General features: G+C 63.8%; 19 protein-coding genes and 4 tRNA genes. 11 read left to right on the plus strand and 12 right to left on the minus strand.

Features of this window, described 5'->3' with window-relative positions; translation table 11 throughout:
• Positions 1-52: 52 nt before the first annotated feature.
• The 5 genes from BGP00_RS13495 to recJ all read right to left on the minus strand — a co-directional run bounded on the left by BGP00_RS13495 (position 53) and on the right by recJ (position 2,278).
• Positions 53-127, minus strand: a tRNA-Glu gene (locus tag BGP00_RS13495).
• A 19-nt stretch (positions 128-146) separates the two neighbouring features.
• Positions 147-221 (minus strand) — tRNA-Glu (locus tag BGP00_RS13500).
• A 29-nt stretch (positions 222-250) separates the two neighbouring features.
• Positions 251-325: transfer RNA gene (locus BGP00_RS13505), tRNA-Glu, on the minus strand.
• A gap of 28 nt (positions 326-353) precedes the next feature.
• Positions 354-428, minus strand: a tRNA-Glu gene (locus BGP00_RS13510).
• Positions 429-559: 131 nt separating this feature from the next.
• A complete protein-coding gene (gene recJ, locus BGP00_RS13515; protein WP_292921267.1) occupies positions 560-2,278 on the minus strand; it encodes a single-stranded-DNA-specific exonuclease RecJ in 1,719 nt (572 codons plus the stop codon).
• A 280-nt stretch (positions 2,279-2,558) separates the two neighbouring features.
• Between recJ and BGP00_RS13520 the strand changes: the two genes are divergently transcribed.
• From BGP00_RS13520 to BGP00_RS13535, 4 genes are read left to right on the plus strand one after another with little or no spacing between them, the layout of a single operon-like run.
• The gene (locus tag BGP00_RS13520; protein ID WP_292921248.1) at positions 2,559-3,305 is read left to right on the plus strand and encodes a hypothetical protein; all 747 of its coding nucleotides are present in this window, start codon (positions 2,559-2,561) and stop codon (positions 3,303-3,305) included.
• Positions 3,290-3,913 (plus strand): AHH domain-containing protein, encoded by a 624-nt coding sequence (locus tag BGP00_RS13525; RefSeq protein WP_292689676.1) that lies wholly within the window; start codon positions 3,290-3,292, stop codon positions 3,911-3,913. Before BGP00_RS13520 ends, BGP00_RS13525 begins: the two co-directional genes overlap by 16 nt.
• Before the next feature lie 30 nt (positions 3,914-3,943).
• Positions 3,944-4,564 (plus strand): hypothetical protein, encoded by a 621-nt coding sequence (locus tag BGP00_RS13530; protein WP_292689677.1) that lies wholly within the window; start codon positions 3,944-3,946, stop codon positions 4,562-4,564.
• Positions 4,565-4,595: 31 nt separating this feature from the next.
• Positions 4,596-5,135 (plus strand): hypothetical protein, encoded by a 540-nt coding sequence (locus BGP00_RS13535; RefSeq protein ID WP_292689678.1) that lies wholly within the window; start codon positions 4,596-4,598, stop codon positions 5,133-5,135.
• On the opposite strand, the gene trmFO is transcribed toward BGP00_RS13535, so the two are convergent.
• From trmFO to gyrA, 3 genes are all read right to left on the minus strand, one after another.
• Positions 5,132-6,508 (minus strand): methylenetetrahydrofolate--tRNA-(uracil(54)-C(5))-methyltransferase (FADH(2)-oxidizing) TrmFO, encoded by a 1,377-nt coding sequence (trmFO, locus tag BGP00_RS13540; protein WP_292689679.1) that lies wholly within the window; start codon positions 6,506-6,508, stop codon positions 5,132-5,134. The two genes, BGP00_RS13535 and trmFO, sit on opposite strands and share 4 nt — an antisense overlap.
• Positions 6,509-6,777: 269 nt before the next feature.
• Positions 6,778-7,125, minus strand: a complete 348-nt coding sequence (locus tag BGP00_RS13545) for a DUF952 domain-containing protein (RefSeq protein WP_292689680.1) — start codon at positions 7,123-7,125, stop codon at positions 6,778-6,780.
• Positions 7,122-9,869 carry a DNA gyrase subunit A gene (gyrA, locus tag BGP00_RS13550; RefSeq protein WP_292689681.1) on the minus strand — a complete coding sequence of 916 codons (2,748 nt, stop codon included), beginning with the start codon at positions 9,867-9,869 and terminating at the stop codon, positions 7,122-7,124. The genes BGP00_RS13545 and gyrA overlap by 4 nt, the downstream gene beginning before the upstream one ends.
• 324 nt (positions 9,870-10,193) lie before the next feature.
• Between gyrA and BGP00_RS13555 the strand changes: the two genes are divergently transcribed.
• Positions 10,194-11,450: a hypothetical protein gene (locus BGP00_RS13555; RefSeq protein WP_168605268.1), complete on the plus strand. Its 1,257-nt coding sequence runs from the start codon at positions 10,194-10,196 to the stop codon at positions 11,448-11,450.
• A 72-nt stretch (positions 11,451-11,522) separates the two neighbouring features.
• On the opposite strand, the gene BGP00_RS13560 is transcribed toward BGP00_RS13555, so the two are convergent.
• On the minus strand, positions 11,523-12,188 hold the full coding sequence (locus tag BGP00_RS13560) for a carbonic anhydrase (RefSeq protein ID WP_292689682.1): 666 nt from the start codon (positions 12,186-12,188) through the stop codon (positions 11,523-11,525).
• Between the two features lie 143 nt (positions 12,189-12,331).
• Between BGP00_RS13560 and lipA the strand changes: the two genes are divergently transcribed.
• Complete coding sequence (gene lipA / locus BGP00_RS13565; RefSeq protein ID WP_292689683.1) at positions 12,332-13,291, plus strand: lipoyl synthase; 960 nt, start codon at positions 12,332-12,334, stop codon at positions 13,289-13,291.
• Positions 13,292-13,298: 7 nt separating this feature from the next.
• Positions 13,299-13,739 (plus strand): type II toxin-antitoxin system RatA family toxin, encoded by a 441-nt coding sequence (locus tag BGP00_RS13570; protein ID WP_172338546.1) that lies wholly within the window; start codon positions 13,299-13,301, stop codon positions 13,737-13,739.
• A 3-nt stretch (positions 13,740-13,742) separates the two neighbouring features.
• On the opposite strand, the gene BGP00_RS13575 is transcribed toward BGP00_RS13570, so the two are convergent.
• From BGP00_RS13575 to BGP00_RS13585, 3 genes are read right to left on the minus strand one after another with little or no spacing between them, the layout of a single operon-like run.
• On the minus strand, positions 13,743-14,270 hold the full coding sequence (locus BGP00_RS13575) for a CinA family protein (protein WP_292689684.1): 528 nt from the start codon (positions 14,268-14,270) through the stop codon (positions 13,743-13,745).
• Positions 14,267-14,797, minus strand: coding sequence for a hypothetical protein (locus BGP00_RS13580; protein WP_292689685.1), 531 nt, complete (start codon positions 14,795-14,797; stop codon positions 14,267-14,269). Before BGP00_RS13580 ends, BGP00_RS13575 begins: the two co-directional genes overlap by 4 nt.
• Positions 14,797-15,960, minus strand: coding sequence for a bifunctional 2-C-methyl-D-erythritol 4-phosphate cytidylyltransferase/2-C-methyl-D-erythritol 2,4-cyclodiphosphate synthase (locus BGP00_RS13585; protein ID WP_292689686.1), 1,164 nt, complete (start codon positions 15,958-15,960; stop codon positions 14,797-14,799). The genes BGP00_RS13580 and BGP00_RS13585 overlap by 1 nt, the downstream gene beginning before the upstream one ends.
• An 86-nt stretch (positions 15,961-16,046) precedes the next feature.
• On the opposite strand from BGP00_RS13585, the gene dusB reads away from it, so the two are divergent.
• The 4 genes from dusB to BGP00_RS13605 all read left to right on the plus strand — a co-directional run bounded on the left by dusB (position 16,047) and on the right by BGP00_RS13605 (position 21,970).
• Entirely contained in the window at positions 16,047-17,060 is a 1,014-nt protein-coding gene (dusB, locus tag BGP00_RS13590; protein ID WP_292689687.1) for a tRNA dihydrouridine synthase DusB, read from the plus strand.
• Positions 17,060-18,214: an ATP-binding protein gene (locus BGP00_RS13595; protein WP_292689688.1), complete on the plus strand. Its 1,155-nt coding sequence runs from the start codon at positions 17,060-17,062 to the stop codon at positions 18,212-18,214. Before dusB ends, BGP00_RS13595 begins: the two co-directional genes overlap by 1 nt.
• Positions 18,215-18,219: 5 nt before the next feature.
• Positions 18,220-19,635: a sigma-54 dependent transcriptional regulator gene (locus BGP00_RS13600; protein WP_292689689.1), complete on the plus strand. Its 1,416-nt coding sequence runs from the start codon at positions 18,220-18,222 to the stop codon at positions 19,633-19,635.
• A 76-nt stretch (positions 19,636-19,711) separates the two neighbouring features.
• Entirely contained in the window at positions 19,712-21,970 is a 2,259-nt protein-coding gene (locus BGP00_RS13605; RefSeq protein ID WP_292689690.1) for an ATP-binding protein, read from the plus strand.
• The last annotated feature ends 11 nt before the right edge of the window (positions 21,971-21,981 follow it).

A 21,981-nucleotide genomic window follows, 5' to 3' on the forward strand; every position in this document is an offset into this window, starting at 1 on the left:
TCGCAAGGGTGCCTTGGCGCGGGCTGCGCAGGTGCTGCATGGATGGAGAGAATGGTGACCCCTACGAGAATCGAACTCGTGTTTCAGCCGTGAGAGGGCCGCGTCCTGACCGCTAGACGAAGGGGCCGATGGCTCTGATTTACAAGTGGTGACCCCTACGAGAATCGAACTCGTGTTTCAGCCGTGAAAGGGCCGCGTCCTAACCGCTAGACGAAGGGGCCATCCTTGAAGCCAAGGCAGGCTATGTAAATGGTGACCCCTACGAGAATCGAACTCGTGTTTCAGCCGTGAAAGGGCCGCGTCCTAACCGCTAGACGAAGGGGCCAACCTTGCAACCAAGGCGGGCTATTTAGTGGTGACCCCTACGAGAATCGAACTCGTGTTTCAGCCGTGAAAGGGCCGCGTCCTAACCGCTAGACGAAGGGGCCAACCTCGGCTTGCGCCTTGGTGAGGCCGCGCATTTATGGAGAGGGGGCCGGTTGGTCAAGTCACAAAACGCGTTACTATCGGAAAAAACGCAAAAATTATCATAAATCTTGAAATATCAGCGCTTTGATTGTTAACCGGCCCATGCCGCATCATCGACATGCAATTCGGCGGCCCGACGCGGCCCCCAATCGTCGATTCGTGCCCGCCCGGCCAGCCACAGCTTGCGCCCATGATCGCCATGGATCAGCGTCTGGCCCATTTCGGTCTGGGCCGCGCGAAAGGCCATCGCCTTGAAACTGGCGCCATCTTCGCCCCGCACGATCATGCGCAGGTGGTCCGCACCCACCACATCGGCCTTGACCACGCGCACCGGCCCCACCGCCACGCGCGGCCCCGGCCATCCCATGCCATAGGGACCCGCGCTCTCCAGCAGTTCGACCAGTTCGGGCTGCAGTCCGCGCGGCGCCACGGCCAGATCGAGCAGCAGCGATTGCGCCCCCTGCGCCCGCCCGACATCGCCCGCCAGACGGTCGTCCAGCCACTGCGCAAAATCGTCCAGCCGGTCCTGCGCCACGGTCAGGCCCGCCGCCATCGCATGGCCGCCGCCCGCCACCAGATAGCCCAGTTCACGCGCACCAATGATCGCCGCGCCCAGATCGACGCCCGAAATCGAGCGGCCCGATCCCTTGCCATATCCGCCATTGGGGCCATCATCATCCATGGCGATCACCAGCGTGGGCTTGCCGGTCTTTTCCTTGATCCGGCCCGCCACGATGCCGATCACGCCGGGATGCCATCCCTTGCCCGAGACCACGACCACGCTGCGGTTGCCCTGCCGCTCCACCTGCGCCTCAGCGGCCTCCTGCACGGCCATTTCAATGGCGCGGCGCTCTTCGTTCAACCGCGAGAGCTGGGCGGCGATCTCGCGCGCCTCCTCGGCGTCCTGCGTGGTCAGCAGGCGCACGCCCAGCGTGGCCTCGCCCACGCGGCCGCCCGCATTCACGCGCGGCCCCAGAGCAAAGCCGAGATCCGTGGCCGTAGGCGCGCGGTTCAACCGGCTTGCATCGATCAGCGCGGCCATGCCGATATTCTCGCGCCGCGCCATCACCTTCAACCCCTGCGCCACCAGCGCCCGGTTCAGCCCATGCAGCGCGGCCACATCGGCCACCGTGCCCAGCGCGACGAGATCGAGCAGGGCGAACAGATCCGGCTCCGCCCGCCCGGCAAACCATCCCCGCCCGCGCAGCACCCGCACCAGCGCCACGCCCAGCAAAAAGGCCACGCCGACCGCCGCCAGATGGCCATGCGCCGCGCCAATGTCGCTTTCATCCAACCGGTTGGGGTTTACCAGTGCCAGCGCCTGCGGCAATTCGGCGCTGCATTTGTGGTGATCGACCACGATCACCTCCACGCCCGCCTGCGCCGCCATGGCCAGCGCCTCATGCGCCATGGCCCCGCAATCGACCGTCACGATCAGTTGCGCACCCTCGGCCCCCAGCCGCACCAGCGCCTCGCCGGTGGGGCCATAGCCTTCGAGCAGGCGGTCGGGGATGTAATGGCGCGCGTCATGGCCCAGCATCCGGATCAGCCGGATCAGCAAAGCCGCGCTGGTTGCCCCATCCACGTCATAATCGCCGTATATGGTGATCGCCTCACGCCGTTCGATGGCGTCGGCCATGCGCCGGGCGGCCAGTTCCATATCGCGGAATTCGGACGGATCGGGTAGAAAGGCGCGAAGTGTGGGCGCGCGGTGACGGGGCAGATCCTCACGCGCAACGCCGCGGGCGAGAAGCAGTTGGGTGATGATGTCATCGCTGAGCCCGCCCGAGGCGGTCTGCGCCATGTCCATATTGCCCCCGCGCCAGCGCCAGGCCTTGCCCGACAGAGAAGATTCGGGGCGGATCCATTGTGTCAAATCTGCATGCATAATGGAGGGGACTAGACCATCTTTCGCCCGACAGAAAGGGTAGGGGATTTGTTAAACATGGAGCATACATAAGATGATACGAATGTTGCCCCGACGTTGTTCCATTTTGGTTATAATGCCCGGGACTCGACGTCATGAAACGAAAAATGCCATACGTCCTTTGTGACGCCATTTTTTTGGAGGCCATAGCGCGGTTGAATTGATGACAGTTCCGTCCCCCAAATCCTCCGCTTTTTATGTCCAGTTTCCGCAAGGGCGTACGCCCAAGGCGCAGGCGGTGCTTGATCTTTTGGAGCAAGCTGCTGATGCTGCACGGGTTTTTACGGTCTCGCACCGGCCAAAGGACGATGATGACTGGCTCGAATTGCTGTCCAGCGGGCTGACTTTCGATCTGTCCGGCCTGTCCGGGGCCGGGGCCGCGCCCAAGGTGGCGACGCGCTATGGTGTGGCGGCGGACACCGATCTGGATCATTCGGCATGGCTGCGCCTTGCCCCGGGCGAGCATCTTTCCGGCGGGGGCAGCCAATTGCCCGTGGTCCGGGTGATGGCCGGGGTGGTGCTGGGCCTGCTCGATCTGCCGGGGGCGATGGGGGTGGCATGGGGCCCGGCCCGCACAATCATGAGCGCTGAGCATTTCCGGCGGATCGTTCCGGGCTGGCTCAAGGGCGGTGCCTTTCCCGCATTGGGCCTGACGGCTTTGGCGCGCGATGGGGCGGGCAACGTGGTTAGTGAGGGGTTAAGTTTTTTTGCTGGACTCGAACTGCGAATCGAGCCACTCCTTGCCAAACAGCCCGGCTTGGCTGGCAAGGTTGCCGTAAGACTTATCCACAGTTTGGTGGACGGCTGGACGGTGAAGGAGCCCGTTGAAGTTGAAGGGCCGGATGGAGAAATTCTCGGGGTCACTCCCGAGGAAAATGGAAAAATTCTTCGGGTATGTCTAGCACGCTGACGAAAATCGTCGCCACAGTGTCGCCAGTCGCGGGGCTTGGCCCCATACCCTCGGCAAGGGCGGCGCTGAGCCATATTCGTCATCGGGCTCGTCCGTCTTTGCCCTTCCGCGCTGTTAATCAATCGGACAGCCCCGATTACGACCCCGGACTGCAGCGCCACCACATTCTGCCCAAACAATTGCTTTCTCAGCGCTGCTTCGGGCCGATGTTCGATACGATCGGGCGCGACCGGGTGGGGTTCGACGATTTCCGGCGTAATGGTCTGTTGCTGCCTGCCCATGATTCGGCGGCGATCAAGCTGGCGCTGCCCATGCATCGCGGCCCGCATCGGGATTACAGCGCCTTGGTGATGGAGCGCGTGGGCCAGGTTGAGGCGCGATGGGCGGACATTCGCGGCAAGACGCCCGAAGTGGCGATGGTCGAGGCGGTTCAGCGCCTGACCTTGCTGCAAAAGGCTCTGCGCCGTCGCCTGCTGCGCCCGCAGGCCAAGCCGATGGTGTTGAACCGTTACGACCCGATGCAGCGCCATGTCGATTTTACCGAACTGGACGCGATGGTCGACATGCTCTGGCCCGATACGCAGGAATTGGCCGATCTGGGGCTGTAATCGCGCCCGCCTTGGGCTAAAGGCCCGCCAATGTCTCAGGATCTTCTCGATAGTTTGCCCGCGCCCTGGCGCCTTGCGGTGGCTTATGCGCCGGTGGCCACGCGTGAGCGGTGGCTGACGATGCTGGCGCTGGATGTGCGTCTGGCGGGGGTGGTGCGCGGGGCGCGTGAACCGATTCTGGCCCAGATGAGGCTGGCATGGTGGCGCGATCGGCTGCGCGACTCGGCGGACAAATGGCCGCGGGGCGAGCCTTTGCTGGCGGCTCTGTCCTGCTGGGATGGTGGACATGGCGCGCTGATGGGGCTGGTCGATGGCTGGGAGGCCCTGCTGGGCGAGGCGCCTTTGCCGGTCGAGGCGTTCGAGACGTGGATCGACGGGCGGGTGGCTGCCTGCGCTGCGTTGGGCGAGGGGGCGGATAGCATGGCCCGGGGCTGGGCGCTGGGCGATCTGGCGGCTCATCTGGGTGATGCGCAGGAGCAGGCCGCAGTGGCCGATCTGATCAAGGCCCATGGCTGGCGCGCGGTTCGTTTGCCGCGCAAGATGCGCCCGCTGGTAGTTCTGCATGGGCTGGCCGCGCGGACCAAGGGGCGTCAGGGCGTGGAAAACATTTCGCTTTTTACACTTTTGCGGCTTGGAATGCTGGGGATCTAAGGTACTTTCCCTATAGATTGGGAGGGGTTGAATGGGGCGGTTGGTAATCGGGGCGATCTCGGCGCTGGTTCTGGTGAGCGCGGGGTTCTTCTGGTGGCAGGGGCGGGCCAGTCTGGAACGCGCCGCCCCTCTGCCGGTCGTTTCCGGCCCGCCGGGCGAGGGAGCTATCGAGCTGCCCGATGCCGATCCGCATGGGCGCGGCCCGGCCTTGCCCAATGCGGCCAAGAAGGTGATGTCCAAGGAGGACAGGCGCTTCAACCGCTATGACCGCAACCGCGACGGCTCGATCAATCGCAACGAGATGCTTTCAACCCGCGTGAAGGCATTCCAAAAGCTGGACGTCAACCACGACAATCTGCTCAGCTTTGAGGAATGGGCGGTCAAGACGTCCAATCGTTTCAAGGAGATCGATCGCAATGGCGATGGTATCCTCAGCCGCGCGGAACTGAACGCCTATTACGCCGCGCAGGATGCGAAAAAGGCCGAGCGCGACAAGGCCAAGGCTGATTGCGCCTGTGGCAAGGCTGCGCCCAAGGGCCGCCCCGCCACAGACGATGATGACCCGGATTAAGCGATCCCCGCCAGCCAAGGCGCCAGATCGGCCTTCGCACGTTCGGTATAGACCAGCTTGCGGGCGGGCTTTTTGATCTTCTTTTCCGTGACGATGGGCGGGAAAAGGCCGAAATTGATGTTCATCGGCTGATAAGTGTCCGCCTCTGCGTCGCCCGTAATATGGGCCAGCAGGGCGCCCAGCGCCGTGGTGCGCGGCGGCTCGGCCCAATCGCGGCCCGCCAGTTCGCAGGCGGTCATGATGCCCGCCAACATGCCGACGCTTGCGCTTTCGACATAGCCTTCGCAGCCGGTGATCTGTCCGGCAAATCGAATGTGGGGCGAGGATTTCAGTCTGAGTTGGCGGTCCAGCAAAGTGGGCGAATTGAGGAAAGTGTTGCGGTGCAGGCCGCCAAGCCGCGCGAATTCGGCATTTTCCAGCCCCGGAATCATGCGGAACACGCGGGTCTGTTCGGCATATTTCAGCTTGGTCTGAAAGCCGACCATGTTGAACAGCGTGCCCAGCTTGTTATCCTGCCGCAACTGCACCACGGCATAGGGCCAGCGGCCCTTGGGAAACTTTTCTGAAACGCTGCGCGGATCGTCCAGACCCACCGGCTTCATCGGGCCGAAACGCAAAGTGTCCTCGCCGCGTTCGGCCATGACCTCGATGGGCATGCAGCCGTCGAAATAGGGGGTGTTGGCCTCCCATTCCTTGAACACGGTCTTTTCGCCGCTGAGCAATTCCTCGCGAAAGGCCAGATATTCGGCCTTGTTCATCGGGCAATTGATGTAATCCTTGCCGTCAGAGCCCAGCGCGATGGAGGCCTCGGCGCCCTTGTCCCAGCGCGCAGCGCGCCAGGCGATGTCCATGTTGATCGTCTCGGCATAGACGATGGGGGCGATGGCGTCGAAAAAGGCGAGGCTGTCCGCGCCCGTTGCCGCGCCGATCTTTTCGGCCAGCGACGCGGCGGTCAAAGGCCCAGTCGCCACAATCGTCAGGCCCGCATCGGGCAGCGTATCAATCCGCTCGCGCGTCAGCGTCAGATTGGGCAGCGCGGTCAGTTCGGCCTCGATCGTGTCGCTGAACACATCGCGGTCCACCGCCAGAGCGGACCCGGCCGGAACCCGCGCCTTGTCCGCCGCGCGCATGATGAGGCTGTCGAGCGCGCGCATCTCGTAATGCAGCAGGCCCACGGCGTTGGCGGTGTCATCATCGCTGCGCAACGAGTTCGAGCAGACCAGTTCGGCCAGCCCATCGCCCTGATGGGCCGGGCTGCGCTCTCCGGTGCCACGCATTTCCGAAAGGCGAACCTTGAAACCGCGCTTGCCCAATTGCCAGGCCGCCTCGGTTCCCGCCAAGCCGCCGCCGATGATGTGTACGTCATATGTCATGGGGTGGGGCTTTAGCTATTGTGGGGGAGGGGGGCAAGGTTGGGTGGAAGGGGGGCCTCCGGCGGGCAAAGGGACTCGTCCCTTTGCAATCCCATTAATGGGGGGTGGGCTTCTGGCGTAGTGTTGGGGGTATGAATAAAGCCTGCGGCGCGGAGAGGGCTGAGCCGTCCGCGCCGCAGGCTTTTCAATTTCGCGTCCGATACATAACGTCGAACCTATGGCACAGCGCAGACAGTAACGGGAGCGCGAGGGTCTAGACCCTCGCATCTTCACGCCGCAGGCAAAACCACCGAACCATCGCCCGCGCGCACCAACGCCCCATGCGCAACCACAGCCGACAGCGGCAAATCCCCGTAAACATGGGGAAACAGCGCCCCGCCGCGCGAGACTTCCCACTTCACCGCATCGCCCAGCGCCGCCAGATCGACCGTGGCGATAAACAGATCGCCCATACCGGTGAAATGCTTGTCGATGGTTTCTGCCAACTGCGCCTCGGCCGAGAGGTGGATATAGCCATCAGCCAGATCCACCGGCGCGCCCTTGAACACGCCATCGGCAAGGAACTGCGCCATCTGCGGCGCAGTCAGCACCTTATGGGCAACAGGCGGCAGGCTCATTCGCCCGCCGTCCCTTCGCCCGCCTGATCTTCGGCAGCCTGACCTTCAGGCGCCGCTTCCTCGACACTTTCATCCTCGGCTTCGCTCTCGGCCAGGCGAACCGCCGAAACGACATGCTCATTATCGGCCACATTGAACAGGCGTACGCCCGCCGACCCGCGCCCGATTACCCGCAGAGATGAAAGCGGCAGACGGATCATCTTGGCCTGATCGGTCACCAGCATCAGTTGATCGGCCTGAACGGCGGGGAAGCTGGCCACGACTTCGCCATTGCGGGCGATGTTGTCGATATTGGTGATGCCTTGCCCACCGCGCCCGGTCCGGCGATATTCATAGGCCGAGGACAGTTTGCCATAGCCATTGGTGCAGACCGTGAGGATGAATTCTTCGCGCGCGGCCAATTCGGCCATGCGCTCGGCCGAGATCGAAGGCTCGCCTTCCTTCTCACCCTTCCACGGCGCGAATTTCAGATAATCCTCGCGTTCCTCGCTGCTGGTGCCCACGCGGTGCAGGATCGAGAGCGAGATCACCTCATCATCGCCCTTGAGCAACATGCCGCGCACGCCGGTTGAGGTGCGGCTGGTGAATTCGCGCACTTCATCGGCGGCAAAGCGGATCGCCTTGCCCTGACGACTTGCCAGCAGAACGTCGTCATCCTGCGACAGCAAGGCCACGCCGATCAGGCGATCATCATCGCCTTCTTCAAAGCGCATGGCGAATTTGCCGTTCGACGGAATATTGGCAAAGGCATCCATGCTGTTGCGGCGGATATTGCCCTTGGCCGTGGCAAACACCACCGAAAGCGCGCCCCAATCCGCCTCATCCTCGGGCAGCGGCAGCACGGTGGCGATTGTCTCGTCTTTGTCCAGCGCGGGCAGCATGTTGACGATCGGACGCCCACGCGTAGCCGGGCCGCCTTCGGGCAGCTTATAGACCTTGAGGCGATAGACCTTGCCGGCGGTCGAGAAGAACAGCACCGGATTATGGGTGGTGGTGACGAACATCGTCCCCACGGCATCCTCTTCCTTGGTGGCCATGCCTGCACGGCCCTTGCCGCCACGCGCCTGCGCGCGGAAGGTGCTGAGCGGCGTGCGCTTGATATAGCCGTCCATCGTCACGGTCACGACCATGTCATCGCGCTCGATCAGGTCTTCATCGTCAATGCCATCGGCAGCGGCGGTGATTTCCGATACGCGCGGCGTTGCAAAAGCGGCGCGCACCTCGATCAGTTCCTGACGGATCACGCCATAGAGCTTGGCCCGGTCGCCAAGAATCGAGAGATATTCGGCAATCGCCTTGGCCAGACCTTCGAGTTCGTCGCCGATCTCGTCGCGGCCCAGCGCCGTCAGGCGGTGCAGGCGCAGGTCCAGGATAGCCTTCACCTGCGTTTCGGACAGGCGATAGGTGGGCGCCGAAAGCTCGTCGCTGCCTTCCTCGATGGCCTCGACAAGGCGGATATAGGAGGCGATTTCGCCCATCGGCCATTCGCGCGCCGACAGGGCCGCCCGCGCCGCGCCCGGATTGGGCGAGCCGCGGATGATGCGCACCACTTCGTCCAGATTGGTGACCGCGATCACCAGACCCAGCAAGATATGCGCCCGGTCGCGCGCCTTGTTCAGCTCGAACTTGGTGCGGCGGGTAATCACTTCTTCGCGGAAGGCGATGAAGGACGTGAGGATGTCCTTCAGCCCCAGCACTTCCGGGCGCCCGCCACGGATGGCCAGCATATTCGCCGGGAAGGAGGACTGCGCGGGCGTGTTGCGCCAGATCTGGTTGAGCACCACCTCGGGCGTGGCATCGCGCTTGAGGTCCACGACGACGCGCACGCCCTCGCGGTTCGATTCGTCGCGGATGTCGGAAATGCCCTCGATGCGCTTGTCCTTGGCCGCTTCCGCGATCTTTTCGACAAGGCCCGATTTGCCCACCTGATAGGGGATCGAGGTCAGGACAATCGAGCGGCGGTCATTGCGGCCCGTCTCGATCTCGTGGCGGCAGCGCATGATGATGCTGCCGCGCCCGGTGTTATAGGCGTTGCGCGCACCGCCCTGACCCAGGATCAGCGGGGCGGTCGGAAAGTCCGGCCCCGGAATGATCTTCATCAGTTCGTCGGTGGTGATCGCGGGATTGTCGATGGTGGCCAGCGCGCCGTCGATCACTTCGCCAAGGTTGTGCGGCGGAATGTTGGTGGCCATGCCGACCGCGATGCCGCCCGCGCCATTGACCAGCAGGTTGGGGAAGCGCGCGGGCAGGGCCTGCGGCTCGCTCTCCGACCCGTCATAGTTGTCGACGAAATCGACGGTGTTCTTGTCGATGTCGGCCAGCAGGCTGTCGGCCACCTTGGCCAGACGCGCTTCGGTATAACGCATCGAGGCCGGCGGATCGGGGTCCATGGAGCCGAAGTTGCCCTGACCGTCGATCAGCGGCAGGCGCATCGACCAGTCCTGCGTCATACGCGCCAGCGCGTCATAGATCGCCGCGTCGCCATGCGGGTGATACTTGCCCATCGCGTCGCCGACGATACGCGCCGATTTGCGATAGGCCTTGGCATGGGTAAAGCCGTTCTCGTGGCAGGTCCACAGGATGCGGCGATGCACAGGCTTCAAACCATCGCGCACATCGGGCAGCGCGCGCGCCACGATCACGCTCATCGCGTAATCGAGGTAGCTGGTCTTCATCTCGTCGACGATATCGACGCGGGTAAATTCGCCCATGGGGCTGGCGGACAAGGTGGTTTCGTCGCTCACGCGCGTGTTTTCATTCTTCGATTGTTGTGGGACTGGCCCGGATTGAACGTCTCTAGGCCATGGCGTCGCCTATGGCCAGCGATTGCGTCGCCTAGTGGGCCGGATCGAATGCGTTTTCCACAAGTGGACGCACCTGGACGGCCCATGCCCGGCGCGATGCTTGCGCAAATCCGCGGCCATGCGCACAAAGTCGTAGTTCAATCGTGGTTCACACGCGACAGGCCATTAAGGCTATAGTTGCATTGACGCGGATTTGCCTTAACAAGCGCAACGTTGAGTTTGGGGCGGCACGCTGGTTGCCATGCCAAGAGGAGATAGATTGCAATGAAGCTTTCCCTTTCGCGCTTTGCTGTGGCCGTGGCGCTGGCTTTGCCTGTTGCGGGCGCTGGCGTGATGGTGGCGGCCCCGGCCATGGCGGCTCCGGCTGGTCCCGACCTTTCCAAGCCGTTTCTGGCTGTGGGCGTGCCGTTCCAGACCGCTCTGGAAAAGGTCAAGAAGGCGCCCAGCCCCGAAGGCATTGCCGATCTGCGCGCGCAGTATGAAAAGGTTCTGGCCGCCGCGACCAAGCCCGACGACAAGTTCACGGCGGGCAACTGGGGCATCCAGCTTGGCAGCCTGGCCAAGGACGATACGCTTCAGGGCAAGGGTATTCAAATGATGGTCGACAGCGGCAAGACCCCGCCCGACCTGCTGCCCAAGCTGCACTTCGCGCTGGCCCAGATGGCGCTTCAGGCCAAGGACAATGCGGGCGCCCGCAAGAACCTCGACGCCTCGATCGCCGCCGGCAACAAGGAAGCCGAGCCGCATGTGTGGCTGGCCGAAATCAATTTCGAGGAAAAGCAGTCGAAGGCCGGTTTTGACGAGCTGAACAAGGCCATCGACATTGCCGGGACGGCGGCGCCGGAAAACTGGTATCGTCGCGGTCTGGGCTTTGCCTATGAAGCGCGCGATTACGGTCAGGCGGTGAATTTCTCGACCAAGCTGGTCAAGGCCTATCCCGTGACCAAGAGCTGGTCGGCCGCGATTGCCGTGCTGCGCGATCTGGGTCAGCTGCCCTCGCAGGACACGATTGACCTGATGCGCCTGATGGCGCGCACCAACAGCTGGGCCGAAGAGCGCGACTATGGCGAGTTCGTGCAGGCCGCTGATGCCCGCCGCAACCCGGCAGAAGTGAAGGCCGTGATCGAGGCCGGTGTGGCCGCGGGCAAGCTGGATGCGTCCAAGACCTTCTATGCCGAAGCGCTCAAGACCGCCAACAGCCGTATCGGCCCGGACAAGGCCTCGCTGCCCGGTTTTGAAAAGGATGCGCGCGCCGCCAATGCGACCGTGGGCACCGTGTCGGGCGCGGGCGATGCGTTCCTGTCCTATGGCGAATCGGCCAAGGCGATTGATCTCTACAAGATTGCTCTGAACAAGCCGGGCGTGGACAAGCCGGTCGTGCTGACCCGTCTGGGCATCGCGCAGGTGGACGCGGGCGATTACGCCGGTGCGCAGGCCACTTTCGCGCAGGTCGAAGGGCCGCGTAAGCCGATGGCTGAACTCTGGTCGCTCTATGCGGCCCAGAAGGCTGCCGGTAAGTAAGGCTTACGCTTTCAACCCGCAAAAAAGGGGGCGACGGGAAACCGCCGCCCCCTTTTCGTATTCGGCCGCCTTTTATTCGACCGGGGCGAACTCGCCGGTGGCTTCATCCAGCAGATGCAGCAGACCGTCCGAAATGGCGAAGAAGGCGCCGCGCAGCTTCAGGCTGCCCTTTGCCTCCTTCTGCGCCACGCAAGGGAAGCTGCGCAGGTTTTCAAGGCTGACCTTGACGCCTGCCTGCTCCATTGCACGCTCGGCGGGGCGGCCCTCGGTGCCATGCTTGTGCGCCACTTCATCGCGCGCCTCGTCGAGCAGCGAGATCCAGTTGGCGACAAAGCCGCCCTGGCCCGGTTCGGCGCCATGCAGTTCCTGTGTCAGCGCCGCCTTGCAGCCGCCGCACATGCCATGGCCCATCACGATGATCTCGCGGACCTTGAGAACCTGCACGGCAAATTCCAGCGCCGCCGAAACGCCGTGATGGCCCGGCGTGGTTTCAAACGGCGGGACCAGCGCGGCGACATTGCGCACGACAAAGATTTCGCCCGGATCGACATCAAAGATCTGCGAAGGATCGACCCGGCTGTCGGAACAGGCGATCACCATGACTTCGGGCTGCTGCCCTTCGCGCAGCGTGCTCCAGCGTTCGCGATGCGGGTTCCAGCCGGTTTCGCGGAAACGGTGATACCCTGCGATAAGACGGTCAAGGGGCGGGGTGGCGGGGGCGTTACCCGTATCTGACATCTCGTTCTCCTGACGATGGAGGGCATCGGGGATTCGGCCCGTCATGCCCGTGGCTGCCGATTGCCCCGAAGCCTGTCCGAAGGCCAGCAGAAACTCAAACTTAACTCTGGAAAGAGCGGCATCATGCGCCTATCTGCCGGGTCATGAACGACCTCTCCACGCCTCCTTCGCCCGATTCCAATTCCACGGTTCAGCGCAAGCCGGACTGGATTCGCGTTAAAGCCCCCGTCAGCCGCGAATATGGCGCCACGCGCGACCTGATGCGCGGGCTGGGGCTGAACACGGTGTGTGAAGAGGCGGCTTGCCCGAATATCGGCGAATGCTGGACGAAAAAGCATGCCACGGTAATGATCCTTGGCGATGTCTGCACGCGGGCCTGCGCCTTCTGCAACGTCAAGACCGGGATGCCGCGCAAGGTCGACCTGAACGAACCGGCCCATGTGGCCGAGGCCGCCGCCAAGCTGGGGCTGGAGCATATCGTGATCACCTCGGTGGACCGCGACGATCTGCCCGATGGCGGCGCGGGCCAGTTCGTCAAGGTCATCAACGAATTGCGCCGCACCACGCCCAACACGACGATCGAGATCCTGACCCCCGATTTCCGCAACAAGATGCGTCCGGCGATCGAGGCTATCGTTGCCGCAGGCCCGGACGTGTACAACCACAATCTGGAAACCGTGCCCCGGCTCTATCCCACCATCCGCCCCGGCGCGCGTTATTACGCCTCGCTCCGTCTGCTGGAGGAGGTGAAGGCCCATAATCCGCTGATCTTCACCAAGAGCGGCATCATGCTGGGCCTTGGCGAGCAGCGGCTGGAGGTTCATCAGGTGATGGACGACATGCGCAGCGCTCAGATCGACTTCCTGACCATGGGCCAATATCTGCGCCCGACGCCCAAACATGCCGAGGTCAAGGAATTCGTCACACCCGCCGCGTTCAACGCCTATGGCGCGATTGCGCGGGCCAAGGGCTTCCTTCAGGTCGCGGCCAGCCCGCTGACCCGCTCGTCCTATCACGCGGGCAAGGATTTTGCCGAAATGCGCGCCGCGCGTGAGGCCAAGCTCGCCAAGGCGGCTCAGGCAAAAGTTGGCGCCAAGGGCTGATACGTCAATGCCGAGTATTCATGAGACGCGCCGCCTGCCCTATTCGGCCAAGCAGATGTTCGATCTGGTGGCCGATGTGGGCCGGTATGGCGAATTCCTGCCCTGGGTCGTGGCCACGCGGGTAAAGAGCAATGACGGGCGCGAAATGGTGGCCGACATGCTGGTGGGCTTCAAAATGCTGCGCGAGAAATTCACCAGCCGCGTGGTGTTCGACGCCCCGCGCGAGCTGACCGTGCATTACCTCGACGGGCCGATGCGCGATCTGGACAATGTCTGGAAGTTTCGCGATGTCGATGGCGGCTGCGAGCTGGAATTCGACGTCAGCTTCACCTTCCGCAACCCCTTGTTCGAAAGCCTTGCCGGGCAATATTTCGACAAGGCGTTCCGCAAGATGGTGGCCGCTTTTGAAGAGCGTGCGGCCAAACTCTATGGTGGTGAACCGGCCTGAGGATTACTCCTCCTCGGCCGGGGCCTCCATTTTCGGCAAGAGCAGTTCAAGCGCGACCTTGACCGCTTCTGCGCGGATCTCGCTGCGGCTGGTGGGGGCAAAGAAGCGCTCCTCGGCCAGCACTTCCTCACTGTTGCGCTCGGCCTTGGCAAAGACCACCAGGCCGACCGGCTTTTGCGCTGTGCCGCCATCAGGCCCGGCAATGCCGCTGATCGCGACGGCCACATCGGCGTCCGAATTCTTCAGCGCACCTTGCGCCATCGCCCATGCACAGGCGCAGGACACCGCGCCAAACGTGTCGATAATGTCGGGCGAAACGCAAAGCAGCTTCTGCTTGGCCGCATTGGAATAGGTGACGAAACCGCTTTCCACCACCGCCGAGGAACCGGCGATTTCGGTCAGCGCCGCCGAGACGAGGCCCCCGGTGCAGCTTTCCGCCAGCACGACCTTGCGGCCCAGCGCGCGGTTTTCCGCGATCACCTGCGCGGCCATTTCCATAATGTCGGGAGCGAAGAAGGAAGCTTGAGTCATTGTGTGCAAATCACAATTTTGCCAAGGCGCGCCTGTCCGGCGCGCGACCCGAGGCCGATGGCAAGGCCGATGGCCTCAGCCGTGCTTTCAGGCGGCAGGGGGGAGAGGATCGCCAGCAGCCGGTCCAATTCCGAACAGCGGGCGATGGGGAGCTTTTCGGCGACCATGCCGGTCACCATGGTTTCCACGATCTGCTGTTGCTGCGGATCGGGCAATTGGCCCAAAAGGGCGGAAATATCGGTGGGCGCGTTCGCGCTCAACTTATTGATGGCGGCCTTGGCGCCGGGCCAGAGCGTGGGCTTGGCGGCGGCATAGCGCTCGATCATGCCCCGCGCGGGGCCGCGCAGAAACGCGCCATCGGGCAGGGAGGGGCCGCAGCGCTGGGCCACCCCGGCAATCGTGCCGGGCAGGGCAAAGCCCACCAGCGAGGAAAATTCGGCGGGCGACAAACAAGGCTCGGCGGCGCGCGCCATGCCGGGCGCGATCACCAACAGAGCCGAAGCCGTCAGGGCAAGGAGCCGCGCCATCAGGCCAGCAACAGCGTTGCCGCCGCCTGCGCCGCAATGCCTTCGCCGCGCCCGGTAAAGCCCAGCTTTTCGGTGGTCGTGGCCTTGACGCTGACCAGCCCCACATCGACGCCCATGATCGCGGCCAGACGGGCGCGCATGGCTTCGCGGTGGGGGCCGATCTTGGGCGCCTCGCAGATGATGGTCACATCGACATGGCCAATGACATAGCCGGCTTCGCCCGCCAGCTTGACCGCATGGGCCAGAAAACGATCCGAAGCCGCGCCTTTCCATTGGGGATCGCTGGGCGGAAAATGCTGGCCGATATCGCCGCGCGCGCAGGCGCCAAGGATCGCATCGACCAGCGCATGGATTGCCACATCGGCATCGCTATGCCCGCTAAGGCCCTGATGATGCTCGATCCTGACCCCGCAGAGCCACAATTCCTCGCCATCTTCCAGCCGATGGACGTCATAACCCGTGCCCACCCGGACCGGGGGCAGGCCCTTGGCACCGGATGCGGCAAAATCGCTGGCATAGGTCAGCTTGTGCAAGGCTTCATCTCCATCAACCAGAGCGATGCCCAGACCATAGGCCTGAGCAACCTGCGCATCATCCCCTGCATTGGTTGGGCCATCCCACGCGCGATGCGCGGCCAGAATATCGACAAAGCGAAAGCTCTGCGGCGTCTGGACCCGGCGCAAGGCCTCGCGGCGGGCGGGCGCCCCCATCAGATTGTCCGAGGCATTGCACAAGCTGTCCACGACAGGAAGAACCGGAATCGCGCCAGGTTGTTCCACCAGCGCCTTTTCAAGCCGTTCAACCACCGCCAGAGGCAGGATCGGACGCGCCGCATCATGGATATGCACGATGGCAGGCGCATCGGGGGCCAGAGCCTCCAGCCCCGCACGCACCGAATCCTGCCGCGAGGCGCCGCCCGTAATCAACCGCACCGGCAAACCATCGAGCGCCGCCGATGCCACATCCTGCGCGCCCTCGGGGATCACCACCACAATCGGCGCGACGCCGGCGGCCATCAGGCGCTCGACCGAATGGCGCACCACAGGCTTGCCGCGCCATGGGGCGAATTGCTTGGGCACGGGCTGTCCCGCGCGCAGGCCCGCTCCTGCGGCCACAACGATGGCTGACCTACGGGTATCTGCTGGAGTCGGGGCGCTGCTCATGGATCGCGCCGGTAATCCCTTGCTGTGCGGCGCGCAATCCTTTATGCGCTGCCCACTTTTTAGGCACGCCCCATAGCAGAACATTCATGACAGACACTCCCACCCCCCCCACTCTGAAGCCGATCCATATCGGCCCTGTCCAGATCGATTGCCCCGTGGTGCTGGCGCCGATGACGGCTGTCACCGATCTGCCGTTTCGGCGCATCGTGCGGCGCTATGGTTCGGGGTTGAACGTGACCGAGATGATCGCCAGCCCGGCCGCGATCCGCGAAACGCGCCAGTCGATCCAGAAGGCCGCGTGGGATCCGATGGAGGAGCCGGTCTCGATGCAGCTCGTCGGCTGCGAGCCGGACCAGATGGCCGAGGCGGCCAAGATCGCGGCTGACAAGGGCGCCGCCATCATCGACATCAATATGGGCTGTCCGGTGAAGAAGGTGGTTAATGGCGATGCCGGTTCGGCGCTGATGCGCGTGCCCGATCTGGCCGCGCGGTTGATCGAGGCCTGTGTCAAGGCGGTGGATGTGCCCGTCACGGTCAAGATGCGGATGGGCTGGTGTCATGACAGCCTCAATGCTCCCGAACTGGCGCGCACCGCGCAGGATCTGGGCGCGAAGATGATTACGGTCCATGGACGTACCCGCAATCAGATGTACAAGGGCAGTGCCGACTGGGCCTTTGTTCGCCGGGTGAAGGAGGCGGTCGATATTCCCGTCATCGTCAATGGCGACATTTGCACGATCGAGGACGTGGCCGCCGCTGTCGAGCAATCGGGCGCCGATGGCGTGATGATCGGGCGGGGATCCTATGGGCGGCCCTGGCTGCTGGGTCAGATGATGCATTGGCTGGCGACGGGCGAGCGTCTGGACGAGCCTTCGCTGGCCGAGAAATATGGCGTTATTCTCGAACATTACGAGGATATGCTCGCCCATTATGACATCAAGACCGGCGTCAATATGTTCCGCAAGCATATCGGCTGGTACACGCACGGCCTGCATGGGTCGGCCTCGTTTCGCAACAAGGCCAATTTCATGGATGACCCGCGCGACGTAAAAGCCGCGCTCCACGAATTTTTCACGCCGCTGCTGCAAGACGCGGCCTGATGGCGCCCGATCAGCCCGACGTCATTCCCCCCGCGCCCGACGCGCGGCGCATGTTGCTCAGCCTGCCTCAGGCGGTGATGCTGCTGGCGCCGGGGCAGAAGATCTCGATGGCCAATCCGGCCGCCGAGCAGTTTCTGGGCCAGAGCCAGCGCCGCCTGCTGGGGCGTTCGCTGGTCGATGTCGTGGCGCTGGATGATGAACGCCTGATGCAGCGCGTCTATGAAAGCGATGCGCCGATCACCGCGCGACAGGTCGATGCCCACGTTCTGGGCCAGGGCAGCCGGCGGCTCGACATTGCCACCACGCCGGTGATGGATGCGCCGGGCTGGATGATGGTCACTCTGGCCGACAGCGCCACGGTCGAGCCGCTGGGCCAGTCGATGCCGGGCGATGGCGACGGGCGGCTGCGCGGGCCGGAGGTGCTGGCCCATGAGATCAAGAACCCGCTGGCGGGCATTCGCGGGGCGGCGCAATTGCTGGCGCGCAAGGTGGAGGGCAGCGACCGTGCGCTCACCATCCTGATTGCGGATGAGGTGGATCGCATCGCCAAGCTGATCGACCAGATGCAGACGCTTTCGCGCCGCACCGCCGATCCGGTCGAGCCGTGCAACCTGCATGAAACCATCCGCCGCGCCAGCACTATTCTGGCCGCCGCAGGCGGGGCCAAGGAGGAAGGCAGGACGCGGATCGAGGAAGAATTCGACCCCTCGCTGCCCCCCGTTCTGGGCAGCGCGCATGGGCTGGTGCAGGTGCTTATCAACCTGCTCTCCAATGCGCGCGAGGCGACGCAGGGCGTGGAAAATTCGCGTATCATCGTGCGCACCCGCTTCGTTTCGGGTCTGCAACTGCATGCCACCGATCGCGGCAAGGCGGTGCGTCTGCCCATCGAGGTGCGCGTGTCGGACAATGGCCCCGGCGTCGATCCTTCGGTGCGCGACCAGATTTTCGAGCCTTTCGTCACCAGCAAAAAGACCGGGCAGGGGCTGGGTCTGGCGCTGGTGCGCAAATTGATGCGCGACATGAACGGACGCATCACCCATGACCGCGACGAGGCGGGGGGCTGGACTCATTTCCGCCTGCATCTGCCGATGGCCTCGCCGGGCGGATCGGGCAGGCCTCGGCGCAAATCGGCCCCAGACGCCCTGAACGGATAGGATCTATGAGCATTTTGCTGGTTGAGGACGATGAGTCCATCGCCATCGTCATCACCGCCGCACTGGAGGCCGAGGGTTTTTCGGTGGTGCGCTGCGATTCAATCGTCGAGCGCGACCGCCTGCTGGCCACACGGGAGTTTTCCGCGCTGGTCACCGATGTGATGCTGACCGATGGCGATGGGATCGAGACGCTGGGCCGCGTGCGCGAGATACATCCGGATCTGCCGGTGATCGTGCTCTCGGCGCAGAACACGCTGGATACGGCGGTGCGCGCGTCGGACACCGGGGCGTTTGAATATTTCCCCAAGCCTTTCGACATTGACGAACTGGTGCGCACCGTGCGTCAGGCGGCGGGCTCGCAGGGCTCTTCGCTGAGCGGGGGCGTGGACGAGGGGCCGGGGCAGGGCTTGCCGCTGGTCGGGCGTTCGGCCTCGATGCAGGCGGTGTACCGGATGATCACGCGCGTGCTGCGCAATGATCTGACCGTGCTGATTTTGGGCGAGAGCGGGACGGGCAAGGAACTGGTGGCCGAGGCGATCCATCAGTTAGGGCATCGGCAGAAGGGGCCTTTCGTGGCGGTCAATACGGCGGCCATTCCCGCTGACCTGATCGAGAGCGAATTGTTCGGCCATGAAAAGGGCGCCTTTACCGGCGCCGTCGCCCGTCATATCGGCAAGTTCGAGCAGGCGGCGGGGGGCACTTTGTTCCTCGACGAAATCGGCGATATGCCGATGCAGGCCCAGACCCGCCTGCTGCGCGCGCTGCAATCGGGCAGCATCCGTCGCGTGGGCGGGCGCGACGAGGTGAGCATCGACACGCGCATCGTGGCGGCCACCAACAAGGATCTGGAGCCGATGATCGCGGCGGGGCAATTCCGCGAGGATCTCTATTACCGGCTGAACGTCGTGCCGATCCACCTGCCGCCTTTGCGCGAAAGGGCGGATGATATTGCGGCGCTGGCGCGGCATTTCCTCGCGCTGGCGGCCACGGAGGGCCTGCCCCGGCGGCGTCTGGCGCCCGAGGCCGAGGCGATGCTGATGCGCCAGCCATGGCGGGGCAATGTGCGCGAGCTTCGCAATTTCATCTATCGTCTGGCGCTGCTGGCGCGCGAGGATGTGATTGATGCTGCTGCGCTGGAGCCGATGCTGGCCTCCGCCGCGCGGGCCGAGGAGCAGATCGAGGCCCCGCTCGATCTGAACGGCGCGGTCGAACGCTGGCTGAGCGAGCATAATCCGCCCTCCGGCACTGTCTATGACGCGGCACTGGCGGCGTTTGAAAGGCCGTTGTTCAACCGCATTCTGGCCGCAACCGGGGGCAACCAATTGCGGGCGGCGCAAATGCTGGGGATCAACCGCAACACGTTGCGCAAACGCCTGGGCGAACTGGCGATAGACCCCGATTCCTTCCTGCGACGACCTTAGGGCAGGGGCGACCTTTGGGGTAATGCGTCGGTTTCCTCTTGCATTCTTGCCACAGGGGCGTTGTAATACTGCCACGATGGTGAGCGATGATAAGGCAAGACCGAGACGATGGCCCCGATGGTGGCGGCGAACGCTGGTCTATGCGCGGCGCGCCAATCTGGAGCCCTACGTCTGGGGCATTTCGGTTTTCGGCTTTTTGGCGGCCAGCCTTTCGGCATGGCTGGCGGTGTCGGATCAGGCGGAAAAGGGGCAATTGCTCTCGGGCGGGATGACCGCTTCGCTGCTGGTGGGCATGCTTTTGCCCGCGATGGCGATCCTTGTGCTGATCGGGCGCTGGATCGCTGTACGGCGCGGGGCCAGCATTCCGGGCGGCAAGGGGCGGCTGCACACCCAACTGGTGTTCCTCTTCTCGCTGATCGCGGCGGTGCCCACGCTGCTGGTGGTGATCTTTGCATCGTGGCTGTTTCAGTCGGGCGTGGAATTCTGGTTTTCCGACAATTCGCGTGGGCTTCTGGAAAACGCCAATAAGCTGGCGCGCGGCTATTACGAACAGACACAGCGCGATGTCTCGAACGAGGCCATCGCGATGACCAGCGACCTGCGCTATATCCTGAGCCAGACCAGCATCGTCAGCCTCGATTTCCAGCGGGCGCTGTCCTATCAGGTGCTGCAACGCGGGCTGGACGAGGTGGCGATCCTGCAAAAGGGCGCCGATGGGCGGATGATCACCGTGGCGATTGTCGACCCCGCGCGCGATGATGCGCGGGTTCAGATCTCCACCGAGGATCGCCGTCGGGTTGATGGCGGCGAGGCGATCGTCGTCAATGCCAAGGCGGATCGCATCGAGGCGGTGACGGCCATCGACCAGCGGACCGGGCTTTACCTCTATGCCGCGCGCACATCCGACCTTTTGGCGATCAGCCAGGGCAAGCGCGCCGACAATATCGTAAAGGCCTATCAGGTGCTGACGCAAAGGGCGCGGTTGCTGCAATTGCGGTTCAATATTGCCTTGTTTGTCATATCCTTGGTGCTGGTGGGCCTGTCGGTGGTCTTTGCCCTGCGCTTTGCCGACAGACAGGTGCAGCCGCTCTATGACCTTGTGGCGGCGGCCCAGCGGGTGGGTGCGGGCAATTATGAAATCCGCATCGCCGGGCGCAGCGGGGCCGAGGAGATCGGCCTGCTCAACCGCGCGTTCAACCGCATGACCGAGCAGATTGAGCGCCAGACGGCCGCCCTCGTCCGCGCCAATCAGCAGATCGACGAGCGTCGCGCGCTGATGGAGGCGGTGCTGGAGTCGGTGACTGCGGGCGTCATCTCGCTGGACGCTGGCGGGGCGGTGCGGCTGATGAATTCCTCGGCGCAAAAGCTGCTCTTGGGCCGCAGCGACGGCGCGCCCGTGGGGCAGGCGCTGGCCGAGATTTCGCCGCCGATTGCGGGCATGGTCGATGAAGGCAAGCGCGAGGGCGTGGTCCAGCATGGCGTGTCCTCCGAACGCGGGGGCGATCTGCGCACGCTTGCGGTGAAGGTGACGGCCAACAACAGCGCCTCGGGCGAGGCGCAGGGCGGCCATGTGATCACCTTTGAAGACATCACCCGCCAATTGCTCGATCAACGGCAGGCGGCATGGTCGGACGTCGCGCGGCGCATTGCGCATGAAATCAAGAACCCGCTGACCCCGATCCAATTGGCCACGGAACGCCTCTCGCGCCGCTATCGCAAGCAGATCAGCGACAATCCCGAATTGTTCGAGGAACTGACCGCGACGATCATTCGTCAGGTGGGCGACCTGCGCAAGATGGTGGACGAATTCTCCTCCTTTGCCCGCATTCCAAAACCGGTGTTCCGTTCCGAGGATCCGGTCGATCTGGCGCGGCAATCGCTGTTCCTGCAGGAGGTTGCGCGCTCAGACATCGATTTTTCCATCGATGCGCCCTCCGATATCGGCCTCATCGGTTGCGACAGGCATCAGTTTGGTCAGGCGATGACCAATGTGCTTAAAAACGCCACCGAGGCGGTCGAGGCCAAGCAGAAGCAGGCGGGCGAGGATTATCGCGGCGCGATCCGGCTGAGCCTGATCGACGAGGGCGAGAGCATCGTGGCGGTGGTGGCCGATAATGGCATCGGATTGCCGCAGGACCGCGAACGTATCGTCGAACCCTATGTCACCACCCGCGAAAAGGGCACGGGGCTGGGGTTGGCCATTGTGAAGAAAATTGTCGAAGAACACGGCGGCGACATGAATTTCGCCAGCGCCGAGGGCGGTGGCTCCGTCGTCTCCCTGCGCTTTGCCCGCGATCCTTTGAGTGCGGGCAAGGTGATGGAGCCGGGGGAATGAGCCGAATGAAA

The organism is Novosphingobium sp. 63-713 (assembly GCF_001898925.1).
GTDB lineage: Bacteria > Pseudomonadota > Alphaproteobacteria > Sphingomonadales > Sphingomonadaceae > Novosphingobium.